This is a genomic window from Echinicola rosea (genome assembly GCF_005281475.1).
GTDB lineage: Bacteria > Bacteroidota > Bacteroidia > Cytophagales > Cyclobacteriaceae > Echinicola > Echinicola rosea.
In genome coordinates this window covers 3,721,992-3,738,981 of record NZ_CP040106.1, presented here as the reverse complement: position 1 = coordinate 3,738,981, position 16,990 = coordinate 3,721,992, and the positions used below count along the sequence as shown (strand labels likewise).

Annotated in this window: 8 protein-coding genes; all 8 read right to left on the bottom strand. The window is 43.9% G+C overall.

Going from position 1 to position 16,990, the window contains the following annotated elements; genetic code table 11:
* Window positions 1–190 precede the first annotated feature (190 nt).
* Complete coding sequence (locus tag FDP09_RS14880) at window positions 191–1,612, bottom strand: RagB/SusD family nutrient uptake outer membrane protein (protein ID WP_137403426.1); 1,422 nt, start codon at window positions 1,610–1,612, stop codon at window positions 191–193.
* A gap of 29 nt (window positions 1,613–1,641) precedes the next feature.
* Window positions 1,642–4,746 carry a SusC/RagA family TonB-linked outer membrane protein gene (locus tag FDP09_RS14875; protein ID WP_137403425.1) on the bottom strand — a complete coding sequence of 1,035 codons (3,105 nt, stop codon included), beginning with the start codon at window positions 4,744–4,746 and terminating at the stop codon, window positions 1,642–1,644.
* Between the two features lie 589 nt (window positions 4,747–5,335).
* Window positions 5,336–6,679 (bottom strand): amidohydrolase, encoded by a 1,344-nt coding sequence (locus FDP09_RS14870; protein WP_137403424.1) that lies wholly within the window; start codon window positions 6,677–6,679, stop codon window positions 5,336–5,338.
* 53 nt (window positions 6,680–6,732) lie between these two features.
* Window positions 6,733–7,323: a Crp/Fnr family transcriptional regulator gene (locus FDP09_RS14865; protein ID WP_137403423.1), complete on the bottom strand. Its 591-nt coding sequence runs from the start codon at window positions 7,321–7,323 to the stop codon at window positions 6,733–6,735.
* 439 nt (window positions 7,324–7,762) lie between these two features.
* Complete coding sequence (locus FDP09_RS14860; protein WP_187328681.1) at window positions 7,763–10,183, bottom strand: glycoside hydrolase family 2 TIM barrel-domain containing protein; 2,421 nt, start codon at window positions 10,181–10,183, stop codon at window positions 7,763–7,765.
* A gap of 5 nt (window positions 10,184–10,188) precedes the next feature.
* Window positions 10,189–11,700 (bottom strand): glycoside hydrolase, encoded by a 1,512-nt coding sequence (locus FDP09_RS14855; protein ID WP_394344032.1) that lies wholly within the window; start codon window positions 11,698–11,700, stop codon window positions 10,189–10,191.
* Between the two features lie 399 nt (window positions 11,701–12,099).
* Window positions 12,100–13,800: a RagB/SusD family nutrient uptake outer membrane protein gene (locus FDP09_RS14850; RefSeq protein ID WP_137403420.1), complete on the bottom strand. Its 1,701-nt coding sequence runs from the start codon at window positions 13,798–13,800 to the stop codon at window positions 12,100–12,102.
* Between the two features lie 12 nt (window positions 13,801–13,812).
* Complete coding sequence (locus FDP09_RS14845; protein ID WP_137403419.1) at window positions 13,813–16,839, bottom strand: SusC/RagA family TonB-linked outer membrane protein; 3,027 nt, start codon at window positions 16,837–16,839, stop codon at window positions 13,813–13,815.
* Window positions 16,840–16,990 lie beyond the last annotated feature (151 nt).

The window sequence follows — 16,990 nt, the reverse complement described above, 5'->3', positions numbered from 1 at the left end:
TTAGTCCTTGCATCCTTAGCGTCAGCAAAATGAAGTCTGTCAGTATGGAAAACCATCCCCGGCAGCTCGCAGGAACGGTATTTGTTTTGGGCTCAGGTTACATCATATTGTACTGGTCATGCCCCTTAAAAAGGAGCCAGTCAATGCTCCTCCATAAAAGAAAACCGCATCAACTGACTGACCTTAACCCTCAATATCCTTCATTCTGAACTAGATTTTCATTAGCATTGATTTCACTTTGGGGAAATGGAAACAAGACATGATAAGGCTCCGCGTTTTTGCCCCTTGCCAATGCCCGTTCGATGAATTTCCCATGGCGAAGCAGATCACTTCTCCTCTTGATTTCGGAAAAAAATTCCCATCCACGTTCATCAAGGATATGATCCCTCAATCCGGCTTGGTCAAAGTTTCCTAGAGATAGCATCATCATATTCTGCCCTGCTCTCAACCTCACTCGATTGATCAGATCAATACTTTCCTGATTAGGACCTTGTAGTTCATTTAAAGCCTCTGCTTTGGAAAGTAAAATATCCGCATATCTCACAACGGGAAAATCATTTTCCTGATCTGCTCCTATTCTGGCTGGATCCCGAAACTTAAAACTCCTTGAGTTGTCATTGCCCAACAATTCCACTTCCTGACCATCATTGCGAACATAGTGGGTAAGAATGAGGTCTTTTCGCAAATCATTGGCATCGAAGGAATTGACAAAAGCATCATAATATCGAAATTGTGCTGCAAAGTTTGGCCCATCTTCAGGATATGCAGGGGGTAAAGAAAGGGACAGCCACTCAGTGCCCATACCGGATGCATCCCTGGTCTGCGGCATGACAAAAACAAACTCCGAATTTCCTTCATTTTCGGGCGCAAACATCCCCTTATAATCCGGATAAAGTGCGTAAACTTCCAACGCAATCACCTCATCCGCTGCGCCCACACATTTTTGCCATTGTTTGGTGTTTAATAAAAACTTGGTAAGCACTGCCAATGCCGCCCCTTTCGTAATCCTGTTTTCTTCCGCCTGTGCCACGGGAAGCACATCTGCAACCGCCCTTAGCTCATTTTCAATAAACTGGTTCATCTCACTTGCAGGGGTCTTTTCCGGGTACAATTCTGGCGTACTGCTCAAAATCAACGGAACTTCACCAAACCATTTGACCAAAAGGTAATAATTGAATACCCGGATAAAGCGTGCTTCCGCTATGCGAATATCCTTGTCTGCCTGGGTATAGGTCACGTCCTGTACATTATCCAAAAACAAGTTCACATCTCTAATGGCATTCCAGAGCCCATTATAAGCTCCTCCAATCCAAGGATGTTCTGCATCGAAGGTAAAATCCTGGATAAAAGCGGCATTCCTACCCTGTCCACCTCCAGTTTCAAAAAACAAATCAGAAGGTCCTTCCTCCAGATAATGCCACTGGATAAGCCCAAACCGGTGTACTTGCATGTTTCCATAGGCTGAGTTCAATAAAGACTCCAATCCTACCTCATTATTTAGGATATTGTCAGGAATGAGCTGATCATAGGGCTCCTCTACCAACTGTTCTTCGCAGGAATTCAATGTGGACAATAGTAAAAGCCCAGCGATATATATATTAATTGTTTTCATCTTCTTCAATTTTTGATTCACAGAAAATCCTAAAAGGTAAGTCTAAAACCTAAACTATACGTGCGTGCATTGGGGTAGGAATTATAATCCGCCCTGGCCGAATTGGCTCCATTGTTCAGGGAGTTGACTTCTGGGTCAAATCCCATGTAATCGGTGATAAGCAAGAGATTACTTCCCTGGAGGTAAATATTGGCTCCCCTGATAAACGCATGGTTGCTGACATTAAAATCGTAACTCAACCTCAGGTTCCTCAATCGCACAAACGTGGCATCCTCTACCGATAGACTGTTCACCGTACTACCACCATACGAGGTCGGATTTACTCCTGACGGCCAAACAGTAGAAGGATTTTCCGGTGTCCACCTGTTCAACAGAGGCACTGCCATCCGATTCCGCCTCACCTCAATAGGATAAAGTGAACTTAATAGGTTTTGATTAAGCAGCTGTTGGCCAAAATCCCCCGCAAAAAACACATCCAAGCTTAACCTATCATACCGGAAGGTATTTCGGAATCCCAACGAAAAATCAGGAAAGGGACTTCCTATGACCGTTTTATCAGCATCAGTAATGGTACCATCGGGCACGCCCTCGGGACCACTGATGTCTCTAAACTTTGGATAACCCGGCTGAGCATTCGGTTGGGCTGAATTGGCGATGTCTTCCCCTTCCTGCCATATTCCTTCCACAACATGACCATAGTAGCTGTTGAGCGGTTGACCTTCGGTTACGATCGTAATATCCGAGGTAAACGGAAGTCCGCCCTGCAAGATTTGTTCACTACTGGCCAGATCGGTGACTTCATTTTTTACACTGGTAAAATTGAAGCTGGTGGTCCAAGTAAACTTTTGACGGTCAATGTTAAAGGTCTCTATACCCAGTTCCACTCCCTTATTTTCCACCGCCCCTACGTTATCCAAAATGGAGTTAAATCCAGATGATTTGGGTAAGGGTAAATTGAGCAATAAGTCATCGGTTTTACGAATAAAATAATCTGCTACTAGATTTACCCGCCCATGCCAAAGTTCCAGGTCTATGCCCACATCAGTCTGGGTGGTTGTTTCCCACTTGAGGTTGGGATTGGGAATCCTCGTAGCGGTAATGCCCTGCTGCTGTAGGCCATTGATCAGTGCCAATCCTCCTGCTCCCAACGTAGAGAGGGATTGGAAATTACCGATACTCTGGTTTCCGGTCTGCCCCCAGCTGGTTCTCAACTTTAAACTGGAAATCACCTCTGAATTCCTCAAAAAAGGCTCTTCTGACAATTTCCAGGACAACGCCATACTTGGGAAATAGCCGTATTTATTGTTTTCACCAAATTTAGAAGAGCCATCAGCCCTCATCGAGAAAGTGAAATAGTACTTGCCATTATAGATATAATTGATTCTGGAAAGATAAGAAATCAACTTGCTGCTGTTTTTATAACTGTTCAGGTCGTCCCTTTCTGTATCTCCCAAACCAAAATTATTGGTCAGCAAAGCATCTGAAGGAAACCCGTCAATACTCCCACTGAATCCCTTGTTCATAAAATCCTGAAAGGTATATCCCGCCAAAAAATTAACCTGATGGGAAGACCAACTTTTATTATAATTTACCGTGGCCTCGACCATTCTATTTGATTTTTCACCGGTAATGATCGTGCCGATACCGCTGCCATTGGCTATTCCGGTCTTCGTGGTGGACTGAACATAAGTGTCCTTTCGCGCATCCAATTTGTCAAAACCCACTGTCAACTTAACATTGAGGTCAGGAATAATGGAGTATTCGCCAAATACACTTCCCAGCAGCCGTGTATTTTCATCCACTGTAAACACATCGGCAATGATCAAAGGATTGTCCATATCGATGCTGAAATCCTGATATGGAGATCCATCTGGGTTAAATTTATCAACAGTAGGGTCGATTTCCATAGCCGAATTGACCACCCCCGCGCTGGCATTAAAACCTGTACCAAAAGGAACATTGTCATTTTTTACGTAAGAATTGGTCAGGTTAATACCGTATTTAAATTTGTCACTTGGCTTGAATTCGGCATTTACCCGAGCAGAAAGCCGCTCCATGCCAGAACTGATCACAATACCATCTTGATCATAATAGCTCACAGAAGAGTAAAAGGAATTTTTATCGTTTCCACCACTTACCGAAAGGTTATGGTTTTGGATATAACCGGTTCTGGTGATCTCGTCGAGCCAGTCTGTTTGCTCAGCCACTTCATCCATGTTGTAAAGGGGAGACTGGCCACTGTCCTCTTCGATATCGTTTACCACTTGTGCAAATTCCCGTGAACTCAAAAGATCCACCTTATTGGCCATGTGCTGGATACTTCCAGAAAAATCATACGTAATTCGTGTGCCACTTTCGGAGCCTCTTTTGGTAGTGATCATAATGACTCCATTGGCCCCTCTGGAACCATAGATCGCCGTTGCCGATGCATCTTTGAGCACTTCTATGGAAGCGATATCATTGGGATTGATCAGGTTGAGGGGGTTTTTGGGGTTCCTGTTGTCACTGATCCCCGAGCCTGATCCAGAAATGGATGGGCTATTATCGATTGGCATTCCATCAATGACATATAACGGTTCGTTTCCGGCATTGATAGAGCCTACTCCACGGATCCTGACATTTACGGATCCTCCTGGCTCTGCACTGTTTTGGTTGATCTGAACACCTGGCATCCTGCCCGTCATCATTTGATCGATGTTCTGCAAGGATCCCAAATTGAGCTCATCAGGCTTCACGGAAGCTACGGATCCTGTTAGATCGCTCTTTTTTACAGTACCGTAGCCTACCACCACGATTTCGTCCAGATCCGAAAGATCTTCTTCCAGTGTGACATTTAAAAATTCCTGATTACCGACAAGGACTTCTTTAGACGTAAATCCCAAATAGGAAAACACCAATGTTTGTTGGCTCGATGCACTAATGCTAAATTTACCCTCTAGGTCGGTCACTGTTCCGTTTGTGGTACCTTTTATCAATATGTTCACTCCAGGTAGGCTTTCTCCTTGCCTATCTACCACAAGTCCACTGATCTGTGACTGTTGGGAAAAACCGACGGATACCATCAAACACAATAGGCTTAATAGCCACCAGCCCTTCTTCATGGGGTTTCGTAGTTGTAGAATTTTTCTTTTCATATGTTGGATTTATTGTAATGGGAAATGGTTTCGATACCTCTTTATCAACTCTTATAAACCTGAGATCGACTTAATTTTAGTATTAAAAGCGTCATAGCGAACTCTTTTTAGGAGGATGTGGGTTGGAAAAGGGTGTGGCAACTCGCCGCGGCGAGCTACCACGGCTTCCACCCCTCATATTTCCCTCTAAGCCTCGCAGTGACGATTTTATAATCGAATTGAGGTTATAAGCTGTCCAGATAGCACCTAGGTTATAAGTAAATGGATCAGTACAAAAGACAATTGTAAACGTCTATTTGTCCTATATCAATTGTTCAATAAAGTTACCATGGACCATTTCCTATCATTAGCACACATGTACAAAAAATCTGTAAAAATGTTTAAACACAACAATTTCAATTCATTACATATGTAAATGGACATAAAAATATTTCAACTTTAATTTCTCACCAAAACATATTTTTCCGCAAAAAGCTATTACCATTGGTACAGTTTTCCCCTTCCGTTACTTTTATCAAACTGGAAGGGCTACTCAGGCATCAACTGCTCTCGGCAAGATTTTTATTCTGATTGGGAGCCATCACCTGCTTCACTTATTTGTTTGTTCTAATAATAGAGTGGAAAAATAGTTGACGCCGGCCTTGATACTTCCTTCATCTACCCTAAACCCTAAGGAATGGGGCATGGCTATGATTCCCTTTTTAAAATTTGAGCCGCCAAGCAAAAAATATACACCTGGTATTTTATCTTGAAAATATGCAAAGTCATCTCCTCTCCCATCAGGAATGACACCGTAAAGGGGAATAGCGTGGTCATCGCCATAAATTTCCGACATGGTTCTGATGGCATTTTTGGCAAGGGTTGGGTCATTTTGGATATTTGCTCGTTGGGTAGAATATAACAATCCTTTCTCAGCAAACTTAATATGCTTCAATAGCGCCTTATAACTGGATTCGTTGATCTTGTCACGCAATTTTATAGGAATTGAATCCATTATGGCCTTACTACTGGCACTCACCATACTAGTGACCTGAATATCACCATCTTTATGGATTACCTCAAAATCACTCCGCACAGTTATGTAATCATGGAAAATAGTCTTTGGGTTCCCAATGCCGATTTCAGGATCCATAAGATTCCGTGTATCCCAAAAGCTACTCTCATCCTTTCTATTCTGAAGATCAACAAACAACTCTTTGGTATATGCCTCTAAACCTGTTTCCTGGGCTGGTTCACGAAAAGTAATCGTAATTTTCTTATAATCAGCAAATAAAAACCCTGGCTTGGACGCCACCAATCCTACAGGCATCGGTGAAATATGGGTCCCGTAAATTTCATCTGGATCAATTAAGTCCAACAGGCCGTCGTTGATCATTGCTTTTGCTCCTTGGTAATTTTCCTCAGAGGGTTGAAATATAAAAAATACGGTTCCCTTAATGTCTTCTTTATGATGAACGAGATTATTGGCTATCCCCAGTGCTATGGTCATATGAACATCATGCCCGCAAAAATGATGAATATCATTATGAATAGAGCTAAACAATTGGTCATCATTCACCTCCATGGATAGGGCATCCATATCGGCACGCCAGGCTATTTTTTTACCTGTTCCATCCCCCCTCAATACCCCCACTACTCCATGACCGCCAATACCTTTGTAAACTTCCAACCCCAGTTCCTTCAGGTAGTTCGTAATTACAGCAGCCGTCCGCCCTTCTTCACCAGAAAGCTCTGGATGCCTGTGAAAGTCACGCCTCAATCGTACCAGACTGTCAAATATCACATCTGTACGGTGTTGGATAGATTGGTGAATGGTCATTGAGGATCCCTGACCTAGTACAGGACAAAAACTTCCAAATAAAAGGAATACACCCAAAGTGATGCCATGGAATTGCTGGATAAACCACGCTGCAATTATTTCTATTTTTTTCATATTCCAAAGATCGCACTCTTCAGCATTGAATTTCTGACACTTAAGTGACAAAGTCATTTGGAAGCTATTCTTTTCCTGATCCTACTGAGCGATTGCCTTTCAATACCCAAAAATGACGCTAAATGGGTCAGGCTTATGCGGTTTATTAGCTCTTCATTGGTGGCCATAAAATTCAGATATCGCTCTTCAGCTGTTAAAAACAAAAAACTTTCTACACGATCGCTCAAAATGGTCAGGACAGATTCAGCGATCAATCTTCCTTGCATTTCGCTTTTCTTAAATTTTGCATAACTCTCCTGAATCACCTCATAAGGTAAATTTACAACGGTAGATGGTTCCAGGCTCTGCAAATAATATTTAGTGGGGCGTTGCCGAATAAATGAGGGATAATCGGTCACATATTGGTTTTCTTTGATAAATCCCGTGGTAATATCATTGCCCTTTTCGTTAGTAAAAAACCTCCTGAACAACCCTTTACTAACAAATCCCATATGGGTCTGGACGTCTCCATTTTTAAGGAAAAAACTTGCTTTGGGGACGCGCTGTACCTTTACGTGTGGCTGAAGAAATGACACCACTTCCTCACCTAGGGGGCTAAATTGCTCTAAATATTCATTGATGTATTTTTGTTCTTCTATATTCATAAAATGAATCTATCCAAAGTAAACTACCTCTCCTCGTACCCCACTAGCAAAATAAAGGATCCCTCCTTACTATCACCATTCCTTGCTTCTTTTCTCACTTCCCAATATAAATATTTCTGCAAGTAATCACACATCGAAAATATCTAAACCATTTATGATAGACATGCAGTCCCTTCCAATTGGATTTGAGAATACCACGAAATATGGTTTACTTGTGTAAGAAAAGAACAAAAATCCATGTCAAAAAAAGCAAAGAAAAAAACTGCTAGGAAAACCATTGATTCAAAAGAACTGTCCTCACCCGTTTGTTACCAAAACTCACCGGAGATTAGGCCGGAATATAACCTTACAGATGACCATCAGCAGGAAGACAACAAAAAAAGCTGCCCATGACCCAAGCAGCTTTTCATATGAAATAATGTTTTCCGCGGTGTCGGGATCAAAATGACAATTTTCGTGACAGGTTTCCACTTTCCACGACCACATTGACATCGCTGGCCTCTTTCTTTATTTTAATATAGGCCTTCAGCCGTCCTTTATATGTTTTTCTTTGGGATGCCTGATAATCCTCATGGCTCCTCAAATCCCCGCTTTCAAGCCCCAATAGCTCCGCATCCCCTTCCAAACCAATACGGACATTTTGGTCGGAATTGGGAACCAAATTCCCATTCCTATCTGATAACGATATATCTAGCATCACTATACTGTCTCCTGAATAGGCATCGGCTTCTCCCTTTTCAGAGCTTATCTCCAGATGATCTACGCTCCCTGGCGTATTAAGGGAAAATGTGGCCACTTCTTTACCATCTTCATATCCTACGGCTTTCAGTTCACCAGGGACATATTCCACTTTCCACCCAGGCATTCCTTTCGAATCATAGATTATTTCTTTAGTACCAAGGGATTTTCCATTGAGCCAGAGCTCCACTTCTTCGACATTTGCGTAGCAAGCCACCCATTTGGTATCACCCGGATTTCCCTGCCAGAAGGCATCCAACATTCTCCTTCTATGCACATTTTCTTCCTTATCCGCAATGGCCAAATACACCATAGGTTCCTCATTCCACAGACTCTTTCGGAAGTAAAAATCTGATTTTGGGTATCCCGCCAGATCAATGATTCCAGCACCACTGCTCCTTGCCGGCCAGGGACGCGCCTCTCCTAAAAAGTCAAAGGCAGTCCAGAGAAATTGAGAAGAGATAAAGCTATTTTCCGTTACCGCCAGCCACGCTTCCAATGCATCTCCATTTTCACTCCCGTATATGACCCTGTTGGGATAATTACCGTGGTCTTCTTCATAGCGGTATTCCTGGTAATTATAACCCACAATATCCAAGGCATCCGGATACCCAGTATGATTGGACATGGTCACTCCGGCCAATGCGGCAGTTACCGGTCGTGAAGTATCCACCGCCTTGACCGCACTTACCAATTCGCCGGCAATTTCTCCTAATCGGGAGGCTGACGGATTATCTTTTTGGTATCCTTTTCCGTAGATCTGTGGATTACGGCCTTCATCCAGTACGGGATGGCTATATGGGTCATTCGGATAATCAATCTCGTTGCCTACGCTCCACATAATGATAGATGGATGGTTCCTAGCCCGAAGAACCATATCCCTTACATCTTGCTCTCCCCATTCCTTAAAGGCATCATAAGAACCGTCATTTCCGGGAGTGCCCACATTCCAACCTTCAATCCATTTGTTTTTTCCCACTTCCCATTCATCAAAGGCTTCATCCTGTACCAAAAAACCCATTTCGTCACACAGGTCATACAAATAATCTTGGTGCGGATAATGGCTCATGCGAATGGCATTGCAGCCAAGCTCCTTTAGCGTCGTCAGACGCTGCTTCCACACGGCCTTGGGAACAGCAGCTCCTAAAGCACCGGCATCATGATGGATACAAACTCCCTTTAGCAACATATTTTCCCCGTTCAGGAAAAAACCCTCTTGGGCATCAAATCGAAAACTTCTAAGACCAACTTTATCTTCCCAATAATCGATAGACTCCCCATCTTTGAAAACCTCTATTTTCAATTCATAAAGATAAGGGGCTTCAGTTGACCATAATTGGGGTTGAGGCACACTAAATGACAAGGTTTCCTGATTATAGTTACTGGCAGGCAAGAAACTCTCCATTCGGCGCTCCCCTACTACATTTCCTTTGGCATCTTGAAGGCTGACATTAAGGTCAACAGGAACCGTCTGAGGCGCATCATTTTGAATGGCCACTTGCACATTGATTTTTGCCCGGTTTGCAGTGATTTCCGGTGTAGTGAAAAACACACCCCAAGGTTGGATGCGTTGTTTTTCCTGCGTAATCAGGTACACATTTCGATAAATGCCCGATCCGGTATAATAGCGGGAATCGGCATATTCACGGTGATCTGCTTTTACATAAAGTTCATTTCCGCTGGCTTTGAGGTATGGGCTAAGGTCATAATGGAAGGCCAAAAATCCATTCGGCCGTTTTCCCAAATGGTGACCATTTATCCATACCTCACTGTTTTTGTACACGCCATCAAAATAAATCGTATAACTTTTGTCAGGATCATAATCAGCAATTGAAAAAGTCTTTTTATACCAGCCTATTCCCCCCGGCAAAAATCCTGTGCCACTGGCCCATTCACTGCTAAAAGGCCCTTCGACCGACCAGTCATGGGGTAAAGTGACTTCTCGCCATGAACGGATAGAGGATGCGGCTTCATCATAGGTTGTGATCTTATCTTCTTGGGCAAATTGCCAATAGTCATTGAATAAAGTCTTTCCCTTTTCTTGAGCAAAAAGCCCCTGGCTACTGGAAATATATAACGCACAAAATAAAATAGCTATAACATTTTTTAGTATCATGGTCATTTGGGTCATTGGTTTACAATAATAGTGGCGATCGTCCGCTCAGGAATTGTCACCACCTGATTTTCAATATCTACAGGAGCCAGATCCAGTGTATCCGAAGTCATGTATGTCTTTGATGGAGAAACACTTTCTCCATCAACGGATAAGGAAACAGCTACTGGGGCAATTCCCGAGTTTACGATCACATAAACCAGTTCATTTTCCTCTGGATCCATAAAAGCAGAAACCAAGAAATCGGCAGATTGAGCTTTGGCACCATCGATGGACACGCCTTTTCGTTGATAACCTGGGCGGATAAAACGACTGTAATTGCCAAGGCTCCAAAGCATTTTGCTCTCGTAATATTCTCCATCATGTTTATCACTGTCTATGTATATCAAACCATCTTTATAATCATACGGAGAAATGGCCAGCCACCAATGCCAGGCACTTGCATTTGACACTGTCAGATCATTATGGACTACTCTTGCCATATATAATGCCGCATTAATGCCCAAATCCCTGCCACTGCCATTGATCTCCCCGCCATTGTCACCAAGAATACAATATTCACTCATCCAGTATTCCAGTCCATCCATGGTCTTCATCTCAGTTGCAAGATTTTGCCGCTGTTGGATGGCGGCAGTATAGGGTGATGTGGTAAAATAGCTGTGACCGGATATCGCATTCCCTACATGTGAAAGATTGCCAATGTAATTTTCTGACCCTTGGTCAAAAAACTGCTTAATTTGTCGGCCTCGGGCTGGTTTGTCAGCATCTTCATAGAGGTAATTGATCTTTCCCGCTTCTGCAATGTCGATTTTGGTGGTGAGTCCCTTTTCGCTTAAGGAGGCATCTAAACTCCTGACAATGCCTGCAATGTCTGTATTAAGAAATGGTGTGCCTTCCTGACCGCCATCAGACCAGTCCCATTGGGGTTCATTCACAGGACTGATATAATCCACGTGTAAGCCCTTACGCTCCATACCTTTGATGACATCTGCCATGTAATTACCAAAATCATCAAACCGACTGCTTGCTAAATTCGCTTCTCCATTATTGGCATATGCTTTTCCGTTTTTGGTCATATGAACTGGCGGACTGTTTGGAAAAACCAATAAATTGGGAACTCCAAACTCCTGTGCAGCGTGGGCAAACCAAACTTGACCCGCCTGCTTGCTCCAATCATAACTCCCATCACCTTTCATAAACGATTCAGCTCTACGCCACTCATCCCTTATTCCACTTTCTTCACCTTGCTCGGCACTGCCAGCGCCGATATTAAACCGCCAAAGCGACAATCCTATACCTTTTGGATGTCCTCCTGAATCAGCCTCCCTACTGAAAAGCAATTCAGCCATGGCATTTTTCTTTTGGTCTGGCCACAACCCTACAAACTGGCACGACCAGGCATCTGATGCCCCAAAATGAGCAACTGTCTGAAAAGTCTTGTTCATTTGGAGATCAACCTGTACTACCTTCGGTTCCAGCCTATTGGTGCGACTCCCTTTACTTTCCGACTGGCAAGAACAAATCATTGGAATCATTGCCGACCATATTAATTGACTACTCCACCATTTTGTTAGCATGTCTTTTCTATCATTATGAAATAAATATATGATTAATAGGACCTCAACGATCCCACTACGCCTTAACCCAAATTTATGTACTCCCCAATTTATCTTTTGATGCATGCGTACGGTAGCCTGAAACTACTTTAAAATCAGTCGCTATGCTACCTTTTCCGATGTTTCTTAGTCAGTAGATAACAGTGCTAAGCCACAACCTTCTGCCAACTTTATTTTCTTACAGTTTCAAACCTTCCCGACATCCGCCATGACAAGCTATAAATCGACTTTAAACATGGCCACGGGTAAATTCAGCTTTAGGTGCAAAAACCTTAAGCCTACATATTACCTGTGGCTGTTATAGCGTGATTAATTATATCCGGGGTTCTGGGGAAGTTGATTATCGGAAGCAAGAATTTCTGACCGTGGGATAGGTAACCAGTAATGCCGTTCTAAAAACTGTTTACCTTCCAAGGCTACTTTTCGCTCATAATTGAACCTCCCATCTTCATCCTTAGTAATGGTAATACCATATGCTGGGGTATTTTCCACCTCATCGGCAATCATCCATCTGCGAACATCATAATAGCGATGCTCTTCAAAAGCCAACTCTATTCGTCGTTCATGACGGATGCGTTCACGCATTTGATCCTGTGTCAGGCCTGCAGGTAATGGCGGCATTTCCACGCCAGTACGGCCTCGGATGGCATTCACAGCATCATAAACACTGGCATCCGGTCCCACCGCTTCATTCTGGGCTTCTGCATAATTGAGCAAGATCTCAGCATACCGGAAATAAATCCAGTTCTGGGTACCGGCCACCTCCCAAGGATTACGGATTGGCAATTCTTCATTGATGAATTTCTTGAGATAATATCCACTTTTAGTGGTATTCCAATTGGATGGACCGTCTTGACTATCCCTTCCTCCCGGCACGAAAGTTTCTACTTCGCGATCACGGTAGGGAGCTCCATTATACAGAATTGTTTCATAGAATCGGGGATCCCTGTTTTTATAGGGCTGGTCTGAATGGTTATCATTTTCCCAATCAAAACGGGTTCCATCCATCATTTCATAATCATCCACTAGGTTTTGGAGCGGCACATTTCCCCCCCAACCGTCATATCCGTTTGGACCGTTTGCAATCTCCAAAGCGGTGTGGCGTGAATTGATGTTATAATACCGGGCAAAGATGATTTCCACATTACTTTGAGGCGTTAGGAACAATTCTCCGTAGCCTCCTTGGTAAAGACTATATTGCTGGAGATCCATGACGGCTCGGGCAGCATCTGCAGCACGTTGCCACTTCTGGACATCCCGCTCTCCATCAGTAAATAATGGACTCGCTCCGTAAAGCAGCAGCCTGGCCTTCAATGCCAATGCCGCCCCACGGGTAGCCCGGCCTTCCTGCCAATTACCATTATTGGACACGGGCAAATTAGTAGCTGCAGCATCCAATTCTTCAAGCACATATGCTATTGCTGCTTCCTTGTCCGTCTTTTCGAAAAAGCTGGGATCTGTAAAGTCCTCTCCTAATTCAGTTACCCTGTCCCCCATCAAAACAACATCTCCATAATTACGGATCAGGTCATGGTAACGAAATGCACGGATAAACTTGAGTTCTGCGATGAGCAGGTCTTTTCCGGATTGGCTCATTTCGAGCTCCCCGATATTGGCCAGAGCATAGTTACACTCCCTAATGCTACGATAAGAACGTCCCCAGAATGTTCCGGCTATGCCGGTGTTTTCGGGAGAAAGCTGCCCTTGCTGGATAAACCATGTGTTATCGTCATTATTATAAATCGACTCATCGGTCAATGAACTCCACATGGCATATTCGAATCCCCTGCCAAAACCGGGAAGATTACCGTCCCCTTCTTTATTAGTAAGCCTAATACCCAAGTAACGGTTGATCACATAAGCTTCGAACAAAGTAGAATCTGACAATATGGAGGCATCAGAAACCCTATCGGTAGGGACAATGTCCAGAAAATTGTCTTTACAGCCAACCAGCAGTGAACTGATCAGCATAATGCCAAGTAATGGCTTGATGATAGTTTGATTTTTCATGTTGGTTGGAATTTAAAATTGAATGTTCAGTCCGAGATTAATGATTTTTTGCTGCGGATAAAACTGCCCGCTCTCACTGGATCCCTCTGGATCATAATCCTGGACTTTGGTCACCGTTAGGAGGTTAAAGGCATTTGCATAGACCCTTAGACTTCCAATAGAAAACCTGTCCAAAAAGCTTTGGGGAAGGTTATAACCGATTTGTACATTTTTCAACCTACCAAAAGCGGCATTATTCAGCCAGAAATTGTTTCGGTAGAGGCCTCCGCTGACGGCCGAAGAAGCCCGTTCACTCACCCTCGGGTAAGTACCATCGGTATTGTCGGGAGTCCAGCGGTTATCGGCCCAACTGCTGTAAAAGTTTCCTACCGTACCAGACTCAGGAAGGACATATTGCCTTACCTGTCCCTGTCCGGAAATTACTGCCGAGAAGTCCCAGTTTTTCCAAGCGGCATGGAGATTCAGGCCAAAGGTAACCTGTGGAATATTACCATACTGGGTCCTGACCATATCATCGGCCGTTATTTGGCCATCATCATTAAAATCCTCATAAATCAGATCCCCTAGCTGCGCACCGGGCACATGAGGATAGTTGTCCAAATCTTCTTCTGTACGATAAATGCCAATCGCATTATACAGCAAGTAAGTATTTAATGAACGGCCTGTTTCCCGCTGATAATCCAGCACTCCTGGAGCTTCATCCTTGAATACGAGTTCATTTTTGGCATAAGTGAAATTACCAGAAATACCATAACTGAAATCTCCTATATGCTCATATCCCAAAGTAGCTTCAAAACCATGGCTTTTTACTTCCCCAATATTTTCAGACGGCACCAATGGATCCACATCATATGGGTTCACGATGCCAGAAGTACCCGGTATGGAAGCATTTCTGGTAGTGAGGATCTTACTCCTGTCTTGTTGGAAATAAATAAACTCTGTGGTGAATTTCTTTAGCCATACCGCATTGAACCCAATATCGGTTTTGGTGGCCACCTCCCAGGTGATATTGGGATTGCCCAGCCTCGTCAGGTCAATACCGGTCACTACCTCGTCACCAATGACGTAGCGGTTGTTAAAGGAATAATTGTCATAATATTGAAACTGTCCCACATTGTCATTTCCCAGCTGGCCATAGGATGCCCTGAACTTAAGGTCATCAAAGAAGCCTACATTGTCCCGAAACCAGGTTTCTTCGGAAACCCTATACCCTGCCGAAATGGACGGGAAAAAGCCATATCGCTCTCCCGAAGGGAAGTTTGATGAGCCATCCACCCTCATCTGTACTTCAGCCAAGTATTTCTCTTGAAAGTTATAGGCAATTCGCCCGATATAACTTTTCCGGGTATAATTATAGCTGCTTCCCCAGTTGTCATAATCAGAAGCAGCTGCACCGCCCTGGCTAAGCTCGGGCGTTTCGGTGGTCGGAAAGTGCAGGCGCGAGGCTCCCATAGTATGGGTACGGTTTTCACTTTGCTCATATCCCACAAAAGCATCGACAAAGTGGTTTCCAAAATACTGCTTAAAATTCAGTTTGATATTGGACACGATCATGGATTGGCTATAATGCTCTTCGGAAAGTGTGGCCTGTTGGTCTGCACCACCGCCCACCACGACGGGATTATAGGCTTCTGTGGCCGGATCATAATTGTACAAGGTATATGGTGTGCTAAAATTTCGGCTTCGATTTGAACTTTCATCCACAGAATAGAAGCCATCGACCGAAAGTCCCTCTAAGAAAGGAAGTTCATAGCTTGCCCTTAAAATCCCATTGAAAACGAATCTTGGGTTATCGTTTATCCCCCCTTGGTCAGTAGCCATTACCACAGGGTTGTTGTTTTCGATTCCTGTGGATGGCAATCCATTGGGATAGACTGCTACCACCGTGGGATAGGCCCTATAGATAGAGCGGAAGATGTCGTTGGCCCCGGTAGTAGGGAATTGTCGCGCTTCTTTCCTACCGGCAAGTGAAAGTCCTACTTTTAACCTTTCAGTGATCTGCGCATCTACATTGGACCTGAAGCTGTACTGATCATAGCGGGTCGCACCATCCTTATATAATCCATCCTGTCCGGTTTTGCCCAAGGACAAAAAGTAATTCACCTTTTCAGATCCACCACGTATGCTAAGATTGTGCTGGCTTTGAAGGGCTACATTGTTTAAGGTGGCAGCTGCCCAATCGGTATTGGGATAATTTATCGGATCACTGCCATCACGAAACTGACCGAGCTGATCTTGGGAATAAACTTGGTTCATTCCTCCTTGCGGATTATTATAATAGGCTATTTCATTTCTGATCGTAGCGTAAGTTTCCGCATCAGCCATTTCTGGCAATCTGGTGGGTGAAGAAAATCCCTGGTTAAAGCTGTAAGAAATGACAGGCTTTCCTTCCTTACCGCGCTTAGTGGTCACTAAGATCACGCCATTGGCGGCACGGGAGCCGTAGATGGCTGCGGAGGCATCTTTTAGGACAGAAACACTCTCTATGTCATTTGGGTTAAGCCGCTCTAGGCCTCCTATCTGCCCGGGTACACCATCGATCACGACCAGTACATCGTTGTTTCCTGTGGTGGCCAGTCCCCTAATGGTAAAACTCGATCCATCATATCCCGGTTCCCCACCGCGGTTATTGGCGATGATTCCTGAGAACCTCCCAGCGAGGGAGTTGGAAACGTTTGGCTGAGGGCTGTTTTGCAAATCCCTGCCCTCTACTTGGGAAACGGATCCTGTAAGGGTAGCTTTTTTCTGTTCACCATACCCTACCACTACCACTTCATTAAGCGATTGTAAGTCTGGTTGTAGCTGCACTTCTAAACTTGCTCTTCCATCCAATGCTATTTCCTGTGATTGATAGCCTATAAAAGACACCTTAAGGGTAATGGCATCTTGTGATGAAACGGCAAGCTGAAAATGACCGTCAAGATCGGTGACGGTACCATTGGAAGTACCTACCACCAAAACGGAAGCTCCGGGAAGCCCTGCTCCCTTTTCATCCAAAACATGGCCTTCGATCTGCTCTTGGCCAAATACTTTCGACATGGTACAAGTCATTATCAAGGTGAATGACAAGCAAAAAAACCATGCCCTTACTTGTAAATGTGTCGGCATGTTACTTTTAGGTTTATTGTGAATAGTTTATTTCATGAAACCCTGTCAGCATATAACTGTGACAAAAGCTTCAGTTACAATT